The 10,327-nt window shown below is 69.0% G+C and carries 8 protein-coding genes; 6 read left to right on the forward strand and 2 right to left on the reverse strand.

Annotated features, from left to right (window positions below; translation table 11 throughout):
- On the reverse strand, window positions 1-927 hold a 927-nt coding region (locus D180_RS16025), incomplete at its 3' end, for an ROK family protein (protein WP_017913595.1).
- Window positions 928-1,040: 113 nt separating this feature from the next.
- Here D180_RS16025 and D180_RS16030 point away from each other — a divergent pair.
- The 6 genes from D180_RS16030 to D180_RS16055 all read left to right on the forward strand — a co-directional run bounded on the left by D180_RS16030 (window position 1,041) and on the right by D180_RS16055 (window position 8,897).
- Window positions 1,041-3,539, forward strand: coding sequence for a TonB-dependent receptor (locus D180_RS16030; RefSeq protein WP_017913596.1), 2,499 nt, complete (start codon window positions 1,041-1,043; stop codon window positions 3,537-3,539).
- Window positions 3,540-3,562: 23 nt separating this feature from the next.
- The gene (locus D180_RS16035) at window positions 3,563-4,459 is read left to right on the forward strand and encodes a glycerophosphodiester phosphodiesterase family protein (protein ID WP_043091137.1); all 897 of its coding nucleotides are present in this window, start codon (window positions 3,563-3,565) and stop codon (window positions 4,457-4,459) included.
- A 209-nt stretch (window positions 4,460-4,668) separates the two neighbouring features.
- Window positions 4,669-5,826: a glycerophosphodiester phosphodiesterase family protein gene (locus D180_RS16040; RefSeq protein ID WP_017911121.1), complete on the forward strand. Its 1,158-nt coding sequence runs from the start codon at window positions 4,669-4,671 to the stop codon at window positions 5,824-5,826.
- A gap of 276 nt (window positions 5,827-6,102) precedes the next feature.
- Window positions 6,103-7,407, forward strand: a complete 1,305-nt coding sequence (locus D180_RS16045) for a hypothetical protein (protein ID WP_232760535.1) — start codon at window positions 6,103-6,105, stop codon at window positions 7,405-7,407.
- A 299-nt stretch (window positions 7,408-7,706) separates the two neighbouring features.
- The gene (locus D180_RS16050) at window positions 7,707-8,168 is read left to right on the forward strand and encodes a cell wall hydrolase (RefSeq protein ID WP_019797714.1); all 462 of its coding nucleotides are present in this window, start codon (window positions 7,707-7,709) and stop codon (window positions 8,166-8,168) included.
- 120 nt (window positions 8,169-8,288) lie between these two features.
- A complete protein-coding gene (locus D180_RS16055; RefSeq protein WP_017913599.1) occupies window positions 8,289-8,897 on the forward strand; it encodes a glutathione binding-like protein in 609 nt (202 codons plus the stop codon).
- A 49-nt stretch (window positions 8,898-8,946) separates the two neighbouring features.
- Here D180_RS16055 and D180_RS16060 read toward each other — a convergent pair.
- On the reverse strand, window positions 8,947-10,327 hold a 1,381-nt coding region (locus D180_RS16060), incomplete at its 5' end, for an AMP-binding protein (protein WP_017913600.1).

The following is a 10,327-nucleotide window of genomic DNA, read 5'->3' on the forward strand; positions in this document are numbered from 1 at the left end:
CGGATCCAGCGCATAGGCCAGATACGCGCACAACTGCGAGAACGGCGCCTCGGCCATGTCCAGCCAGGCGTCCACGCCCGGGGTGTGCGCGTCGATCGCGCCGAGCATCTGCTCGACTCCGGCGTAGTCCTGGCCGGCGGCCCGCACCAGCGACAGCAGCGCGTCCAGGTTCGGATAGGCCATGCCGCCGACGGTCCAGATGCCGCCGAACTCGCCGGCATTGCCGCGGTGGCCGCGGAACAGCTGGCCATCGGCGATGATGCCGCCGCCGAAGCCGTTGGTCAGGTGCAGGTAGACGAAGTCGCGGCAGTCGCGGCCGACCCCGTACAGGCTCTCGGCCACCGCCGCCGCCGCGCCATCGTTCTCGATGGTGACCGCGCAGCCCAGGGCTTCTTCCAGAATCGGCACCAGGTCCACCTGGGTCCAGTCCTCCAGCGCCGGCGGCCCGGCCATCTGCCGGCCCTGCCCGGTGAAGAACGCCGAAATCGCCATGCCCATGCCGACCACCCGCGCCGGGTCCACGCCGGTCTCGGCCAGCAGCTCCGCACGGAATCGCTGCAATTGCGCCAGCACCGGTGCACGGCGCATGTCGGCCAGGCCCACGCGGCGCTGGCCGCGCACGGTGCCGGCGAAATCCACCAGCGCCAGCGCCACCACGTCGCCCATCAGGCCGATGCCGAAGGCGTAGGCGTAATCCGGCGCCAGCCGCACATCGACGCTGGGGTTGCCGCGACCCTCGGCGGCACGGGCGCTGAGCTGGACCATGCGGTCCTGCACGAAGCCCTGCAGCAGGCGCGCCACGGTGGGCTGCGACAGATCCAGGTCGCGGCTCAGCGCCGCCTGGGTCTGCACCCCGGTCTTGAACACACGGTCGAGCAATTGGCGGCCGCCGGCACTGACGCGCGGCGGGAAATCGGGATGCGGCATAGGCGGGCGCAAAGCGTGATGGATGCACGAACCGCAACAACCTAGCACGTGGACATCCAATTTTCATACATGACAAATAGTATTAATCCAACATTCTTTTACTGGGGGTCTTCATGCGTACCGTTCATCCGCACCCGAGCCTGCTGGCCCTGGCGCTCGCGTCCATCCTCGGCAGCGCCGCGACCGTCCATGCTGAGGACGCGCCAGCGCCCCCGGCAGACGCCACCACCACGCTGGACCAGATCGTGGTCACCGGCACGCCGCAGGGCCAGTCGCAGAAGGACGCCCCCTTCGCGATCAGCGTGGTGTCCAAGGAACGCCTGGAGCGGAGCACCCCGAGCAGCAGCGTGGACATGCTGCGGGCGGTCCCCGGCTTCTCCGCCGAACCCTCCGGCGGCCAGGGCGGCGGCCAGAACCTCTACGTGCGCGGCCTGCCGGCGGGCGGCTGGTACTACGTGCAGTACCAGGAAGACGGCCTGACCCTGTTCGACGAGCCGCAGGAAAGCTTCTTCAACGTCGACACCCTGTTCGCGCTGGACATGATGACCGAGCGCCTGGAGGTGGTGCGCGGCGGCACCTCGCCGCTGTTCGCGACCAACGCGCCAGGCGGCACGGTCAATGCCATCACCCGCCACGGCACCGCCACCCCCGAGGGCGCGGTACGCATGACCGTCGGCAGCGACGGCCTGCGCCGCGAGGACGCCTACAGCGCCGGCCCGCTCAGCGAGAACGTGCTGTACAGCATCGGCGGTTACCACCGCAGCGACGACGGTCTGCGTCGCACCGGCTACACCGCCGACCAGGGTGGCCAGCTGCGCGGCAACCTGACCTTCCTGATGGGCGATGCGATCCTCGACGTCGACGCCAAGTACCTCAACGACCGTACCGCCTTCTACAACCCGATCCCCCTGGCCGACCCGCGCAACCCGTCGCAATCGCTGTCGGCGCTGATCGACCCGCTGGACGGCACGCTGCTGTCCAACGACCTGCGCCACACCACGGCCCTGACCTTCGACGGCAACGGCCCGCTGGCGCGCAACCTCGACCTGGCCGACGGCATCCACAGCAAGGTCAAGCAACTCGGCACGCACCTGGAGTGGGATCTGGGCGACGGCCTGACCCTCAACAACCGCATGCGCTTCGTCGATGCGGAGGTGGACTACACCGCGCTGTTCTCCGGCGCCGCACCCTACGACGCCGGCACCTACCTCAACACGCAACTCGGCCGTGCGCGCAGCGGCTTCGGCACGCGGGTGGCGCGGGTCGGCTACGTCGCCAGCCGCAACGGCGCCGCCTACGATCCAGCCGCGGCCGACGGCCTGGTGCTGGAGAGCGGCCTGTGGAATGCGCGCACGCATCTGCGCACGCTGTCCGACGACCTGCGCCTGAGCAAGGCGTTCGACGACACCGCGCTGGGCCAGCACACGCTCACCGCCGGCCTCAACGTGCAGCACTTCGAATACCGCCAGGACCGGTTGCAGAACACCGTGCTGACCACGCTGCAGAACAACGCGCAGCGCCTGGACGTGCTGGCCTACGACGCCGCCGGCAACGTGGTCGGTTCGGTCACCCAGAACGGCTTCGTGCGCTACGGCAATGGCGTCACCAGCGGCTTCGCCAACGGCACCTACCTGTCGCCGTACCTGTGGGATTCGGTGCGCTTCGGCCGCCTCGGCCTGGATGCCGGCGTGCGCTACACCCGCTACAACGCCAACGGCGGCGTCTACGCCAACACCACGCGCAATCTCGGCGATCCGACCACGCTCGCCGACGACAACGTCGGCGGGCTCAGCGGTGCGTTCAGTCCGCGCACCGATCATCGCCACGCCACGCAGTGGACGCTCGGCGCCGAGTTCGCGCTCACCCCGCAGTGGCAGACCTTCGCCCGCTACACCCAGTCGCAGCGCCTGCCGCGGCTGCAGAACGTCTACCAGACTCAGAACGCGGACGTCACCGACATCGACCAGGCCGAGGCCGGCCTGCGCGGCAGCTTCGGCGACACCTTCTCGTTCTCCACAGTCGGCTTCTGGAGCCGCTTCAACGATCTGTCGATCAGCGCCATCGTGCTCGACGGCAGCGGTGCGGTGCAGAGCCTGGCGCTGGTCGGCAAGACGCGCACCCTGGGCCTGGAATCGGAGTTCACCTGGCGGCCGTCGCCGCTGTTCGGCATCACCGGCTCGGCCACGCTGCAGGATCCGCAGACGCGCGGCCTGAGCAACGCGACCACCGGCCTCAGCTACGGCGACCTGGACGGCAAGCAGATCTCGCGCATTCCCAAGTTCATGGCCTCGCTCAGCCCGACCCTGTACGTCGACATCGATGGCCGACCGGTCGAACTGTCGGCCACCGCCTATCGCATGGGCCAGCGCTACGTCGACTACACCAACGCCACCGCCCTGCCCGCCTACACCACCTACGACCTTGGCCTGTTCGCGCGGCTGACCGACCACCTGGAACTGCAGCTGCACGCCGCCAACGTCGGCAACGCGCTCGGCCTGACCGAGGGCAATGCGCGCGTGGACACGCTGTCCGGCCAGGGCACCGCCGACGCGATCTATGCGCGGCCGATCTTCGGCCGCAACTACAACGCCTCGCTGACCTGGAGATGGTGAGCATGCGCTTCCGGAGACTGCTGATGAGCGCCGTGCTGTCGATGCCGGTCCTGGCCATGGCGGCAACGCCGAGCCTGCCCGACCGGCTGCGCGACCCGCACGGACCGGCGCTGGTGGTGTCGCACCGCGCCTGCTGGACGTTCGCCTCGGAGAACACGCTTGACGGCATCGCCGCGTGCATCGCGCGCGGCGTGGACATGGTCGAGATCGACGTGCGCACCAGCCGCGACGGCGCGCTGGTGCTGATGCACGACGAGACGGTGGACCGCACCACCGACGGACACGGCGCGGTGGCCGATCTGGACGCGGCGCAGATCGCCGCCTTGCGCGTGCGCAGCCGGGGCGGCGGCCGCGACAGCACGCTCACCGCGCGGCATCCGCCGACGCTGGCGCAGGCGTTGGCCATGGCGCGCGGCAAGGTGCTGGTGAACCTGGACATCAAGGCCGCGGCACTGGACCAGGTGATCGACGCGGTGGAGGCGGCCGGCGCGCAACGCGACGTGCTGCTCAACGTGCCGCTGGACGCGCGCGCCGCGGTGCTGCAGCGCGCGCGCAAAGCCGACATCGCGGTGCAGGCGCTTTACCTGCAGCGTGAATCGACGCTGCCGCCCGAGCAGGCCCTGCGCCGCGCCGCCAGCTTGCAGCCGGCGGTGGTGCAGCTGATGTTCGACGACCCGGTGGTGCTGGACATCGCGCAGCGCGAACTGGCGCCGCACGCGCGCCTGTTCGTCAACACCATGACCAACGACATCGCCAGCGGCAGACCGATGCGGCTGTCCGCGCACTACACCGACCAGCGCGCGCTGCGCGATCCGGCCGCGGTCTGGGGCGGGCTGCGCAAACATGGCGTCAGCATGATCCAAACCGACGAGCCGTTGGCATTGCAACGCTACCTGCACGGCGCGGACACGCCACGGTAGCCGGCCTCGGTCCAAATCCCGGCGACACCCCGCGGTGGCCCACGCGGGGTGTCGCCAGGAGTCCAGTTTCAGACGGGTGGCATGCAACGCCAGGACGATGCCCGTCGCTTCGAGCATTGCGCTGCAGACGACCGCGCCCATGGGCGCGGCGGTTGCCGCGCGCTGCGCTGCTTCACTTCATTCCATCAACCCCGAACGGAAGAGAGCACATGAAACTGCCCAAGAAACCCGCCAAGGTTCTCGCCCTGGCGCTGGCCTGCGCGTCGCTGGCCACGCTGTCCGGCATGGCGTCGGCCGCCAGCAACTGGAACCCGCAACATATCCTCAACGTGATGAAGAATCCCTACCAGGGGAATCACGCCGACGTCGTGGTGATCTCGCATCGCGGGCTGGTCGGCAACGGCTGCGCGGAAAACTCCACCTGCTCGATCCTCAGCACTTACAACAACAACATCGAAGCGATCGAACTCGATGTCAAGCAAGCCTCCGACGGCATCCTTTGGCTGTTCCACGACCAGAACGCCGGTCGCGTGGTGTATCACGAGCCCGGCTTCTATATCTTCCAGCCGGCGACCAATCCGAAGGGCTGGAATCCGGACATCAGCACCCTGACCAGTCATGATCTGGTCAACTCGTTCCTGCGCGACAAGAACTTCGCCAAGACCAACGACAATCCGACCTCGCTGGCCAAGGCGCTGAACACCGTGGTGACCTACGCCAACCACATGGTGGTGGTGCTTGATCTGAAGAACCTGGATGCAGTCTCGCGCGCGGCCGACCAGGTCCATGCGTTCCGCATGGAGAACCAGGTGGTGCTGAAATTCAGCGCCTCGCTGCTGCCGAAGACGCCCAGCGAGATCACCCGCTTCACCAAGGGTGTGCCATTCGCGCCGACCATCTACGCCGGCGACATGGACAGGCTGGCCGATGGCGGCTACGTCGGCGAGTGCGGCTCGGGGCGCGGCGACACGCCGGCGTGCCGGGTCAACGCCTGGATCAACGAGGCGCGTCGCCAAAACGGCTTCGCCTGGCTGGAAATCGGCAACAAGCAGCCCCGCCGCGGCGACCCGACCGCCGAACTGCTGGCCGAGAACCAGGCGCAGAAACGCGCGATCGGCGCGTTCTCGCCGGTGCCCGAGTACCGCCTCAGCAGCCATGACGGCCAGCACTACGTGCGCAGCAACGGCACCTGCTGTGCCTCGCTCGACGATTACCTGACCCGTACCAAGTACTTCGGCAACGAGACCGCCGACGACCGTCCGGATTTCCGCGCGCAGGTCACCGCCGGCTTCACCAGCATCATCACCGACGATCCGCTCGGGGTGATTCGCGCCAACGTGCCGCGCAATACCGCGCGTTACAACTGACCACTGACTGGTCGCGCCGGGGAGTGCGCTCCCCGGTCCTGCACGGCGCCCATGCGCCGTGCAGTCCGTCGCCCGCCTTCAGGAGTTCCCATGCGTTCCGCCCCACGTCCCCGCCATCTGCTTCTCGCGCTGCTGGTCGCCGGCGCGTGCGTGCCGCTGCTGCAACGCGCGGCCACCGCCCACGGCGCGCAACCCACAGCGCCGGCTTCCCTCGCAACACACCCGCCTGCCGGCCCGGCCAGTGCGCAGACGCCGCCGTCCACTGGCGCCGCTTCGATGAACGGTAGCGCCGTGCCCGGGCCACCTGCGAGTGCGGTGCTGGCCGCGGCGCAGGCGCTGCCTGCCGACTTCCAGGCCGATGTGCTGCTGCGCTTGGCTGCATCCGCCGATCTTCCAGCCGACGGCAACCGGGCCGCTGCCGCGCAACGGCTGACCCAACAGGCCGTGGCACTGGCCGAGCGCGCGCAACGGCGCATGCCCGGCCTGGCCCGCGTCGGCAGCATCGACGAAGAGCACGACGACGAACTGCGCTCACCGCGCACCGCTGGTCTGGATCGGCTGACGCTGCAGACACGCGCCGCACAACACGCCACGCCAGCGCAGGTTCAGGCGTTGTTCGCCGCGCTGCCGACGCCGCACGCCGGCAGTTGCGATGCGGACTATCTCGACGATCCCAGCCCGACCTATGCGTTGGCCAGCGCACTGCAGCCGGCACCACCGGCAGCGCGCGCCAGCGCAATCGCCGCACGCCTGGACGCGGCGCAACACGAAACCGACACCGCCCCGGCGCTGAAGATGGCGCTCGCCGCGGCGCCGCTGGACACTGCGGGACAGGCACAGCTCGGCGAAAGCCTGGTGCGCATGTTCGAACGCATCCGCGGCGACGACGCCGGTTTCACCGCCACCGAACTCAGCGTGGCCGGCGACATGCCGCTGGTGCTGCAACAAGTGTCCGACAGCGCCCTGCGCGAGCGCCTGCACGCCGCCTACCGCGGCTACGTCGCCGCGCATCTTGCGCAGACGCGCTGCCCTTCCAGCGTGCTCGGCAACCACTGGCTGCTGGAACAGCGCTTCGTCGCCGAGCTGCCGGCCGAGCGCATCGTGCCGGCACCGCCGCTCCCCGCGCAGTCGATCGACGCCGATGCGATCTCGCTGATCCGCCAGGCCGGCTACAACATCCGCACGCAGTTGCTGGATGCGGCTGCTGGTGCAGGCGATGCGGCGACGGAAAAAGCATCGATCGAGTTCCTCGACCAACTCGACCACGGCGTGCTGCAGCAGACCGCCGCCAGCGACGATAGCGGCCGCGTGCAGCGCGCGCGCCTGCGCGAACTGCTGCGCTATCTCGAGTACGCGCCGGCGGGCGCGGCGCGCGACCGCGGCATGAACCTGCTCGCCACGCTGCTGAGCGGCCCGTATTACGCACGCGATCACGACACCTGGTTCGGCGATCTGCGCGTGCTCGCCGATCAGGCGCAGCGTTGGCCGGATCGCGATCAACGCCTGGCGCAACTGAGCGGACACGCCGATCCGGTGGTGAAGGTGTACGCCATGCTGATGCAGCGCAAGCAGTTTCCCTGAGCCTCATGCGCCGCAGTGCGGCGCTGCACAATGCCGTCGTGCGGCCAGGCACGACGGCATCTCGACACAGCGAGATGTGAACCCTGTCAACACTCGGGATTCAGTTGCGATTCGGGAACCGGCCCCTATCGTTCGCGCCTCTTCTCGATCCGCCCATCTTGGCGGATCCGCCGGACTTCAGATTGCCGGCACCCGGGCGGCCCGTGACAGGCCGCCTCCCCATGACGCCAAGCCGCATCGCTTGCCGCGCCATCCCGGCGCAGCGCCACGACCACGGCCCATACGGAGCAAGGAGTACGATGAAACTGGCCTGGATTCTCTGGCTCTCGCAATTGTTGCCGCAACCCGCTGCCGATTCGCTTTGCCTCAGCACCACCGTATACCTGGAAGCGCGCGACCAGACGCTGCGCGGACAACAAGCCGTCGCCGAAGTGGCGCTGCGTCGCCTGGACAGCGGCCTGTGGGGCGACTCGATGTGCCAGGTGGTCACCGCACGCAAGCAGTTCGCGCCAGGCCTGGTGAAGCCGGGCACCGAATTGAAGAACGACGACGCCTGGGCCGATGCGGTCAAGGTCGCCTTCGCCGCCGAGCGCAACTGGGCGCTGCCGCAGGGCCAGCGCAAGGAGATCGTGCCGGGCGCCAGCCACTTCGCCGCGCATGCCATCGCCAGCCCGAGTTGGCGCAATGCCTATCAGGTCGCGACCATCGGCGACCACACGTTCTATCGCGTGCAGAAGCTGCGCCCGCGCAACGCGTCCTGATCGTTCGCCACACAGGCATGTCCTGACGCAGGCGCGCGCGCCACATGGCGCGCCTTCATCGCCAAGCGCCCCGCGCAGCAGGTACGCTCTGCCGTCCTGACCGATGCGGAGCCGCCTGCCATGAAACTCTATTCCAAGCCCGGCGCCTGTTCGCTGGCCGATCACATCGCGCTGCGATGGGCCGGATTGCCGTTCGAACTGAAGCTGCTGGATGCCGCGGCGATGAAGGCGCCGGCGTACCTGGCGATCAATCCGGCCGGCGCGGTGCCTGCGCTGCAGATGGACGACTGGGTGCTCACCCAGAACTCGGCGATCCTCAACTACATCGCCGATCTCGCGCCCGACGCGCACCTGGCCGGCGACGGCAGCCCGCGCAGCCGTGCCGAAGTGCAGCGCTGGCTGGCCTTCCTCAACGCCGATCTGCACCCGGCGTTTCATCCGCTGTTCGGCAGCACCCGCTATCTCGACGATGCCGCGATGATCGCGCGCACCCAGGAGCACGCACGCGAACGCGTGCGCACGCTGTACGCGCGCGTGGAAGCTGCGCTGGAACAGCAGACCTGGCTGGGCGGCGCGCGCCGTTCCATCGCCGATGCCTACCTGTTCGTCACCCTGCGCTGGGCGCGCGCGCAGCAGATCGCGCTCGGCCCCAATCTGCAACTGCATTTCGAACGCATGTCCGCCGATCCGCAGGTGCAGGCGGCGCTGCAGGCCGAAGGCCTGAGCTAAGCGATGATGCGAACGCCGGCGCGGCTGCGCCGGCGTCGTCGGTCGCACGTCAACCGCGCAAGGCGCGGCGGATTTCCTCCAGCGCGCCAGGATCGTCCAGCGTCGACAGATCGCCCGGATCGCGCTGCTCGGCCAGCGCCTGCAGCGAGCGCCGCAACAGCTTGCCCGAGCGCGTCTTCGGCAAGGCCTGCACCAGATACACCTGCGCCGGCCGCGCCACCGCGCCAAGACGCTGCACCACGCACTGGCGCAGTTCCTCGATCACTGCCGCCGCATCCGGCGCGACCTGCTTCAGCGTCGCGAACACCACCGGCACCTGCCCCTTCAATTCGTCGTGCATGCCGATCACCGCGACCTCGGCCACGTCGGCGTGGCCGGCGATGGCTTCCTCGATCTCGCGCGTGCCCAGGCGATGTCCGGCCACGTTGATCACGTCGTCGGTGCGGCCGAGAATGAAGGTGTAGCCGTCCTCGTCGCGGATCGCCCAGTCCAGCGAGCTGTACAGCAGCGTATCGAAATGGCTGAAGTAGCTGCGCAGGAAGCGCGCGTCGTCGTTCCACACCGTGGTCATGCAGCCCGGCGGCAACGGCGGCTCGATCACCAGCACGCCCTTGCGCCCGGCCGGCACCTCGACGCCGTGCTCGTCGACGATGCGCGTGCGGTACCCAAGATTGGGAAAGCCGGGCGATCCCGGTTTCACCGGCCGCAACTCGACGCCCGGCAACAGGGTCAGCACCGGCCAGCCGGTTTCGGTCTGCCAGTAGTTGTCGATCACCGGCTTGCCCAGCGCCTCGCCGATCCACAACGCAGTCGGCTCGTCCAGCGGCTCGCCGGCCAGGAACAGATAGCGCAGCGCGCTCAGGTCGCGCTCGCGCAGGTAGCGCGCCGGATGTTTCTTCAGCACGCGGATCGCGGTCGGCGAGGAAAACATGGTGCGCACCCGGTACTTCTCGCACAGCGCCCACCACACGCCGGGATCCGGCTGCACCGGCAGGCCTTCGTACAACAGCGAGGTCGCGCCGACGATCAGCGGACCGTACACGTTGTACGAATGCCCCACCGCCCAGCCCACGTCGGAGGTGGAAAACATGGTCTGCCCCGGGCCGCAGTCGAACACCGTGCGCATCGACAACGCCAGCGCCACCGCATGCCCGCCGACATCGCGCTGCACGCCCTTGGGCTTGCCGGTGGTGCCGGAGGTGTACAGCAGGTAGCTGGGCTCGTTGGATTCCAGCCACACCACCGGCACCTGCGCGTCGCCGACCTCGGCGCGCAGCTCGGCATAGTCGACATCGCGCCCGGGCACGCGCGGCTGCGCCGGATCAAGCCCGCGCGAGACGATCAGCACCGTCGGCGGCGGCGCACTGGCCTCCGCGCAGGCGGCATCGACCAGCGGCTTGTAGGGGATGCGCTTGCCGCCGCGGCTACCA

The organism is Xanthomonas sp. SHU 166, from assembly GCF_000364685.1.
Taxonomy (GTDB): Bacteria; Pseudomonadota; Gammaproteobacteria; order Xanthomonadales; family Xanthomonadaceae; genus Xanthomonas_A; species Xanthomonas_A sontii.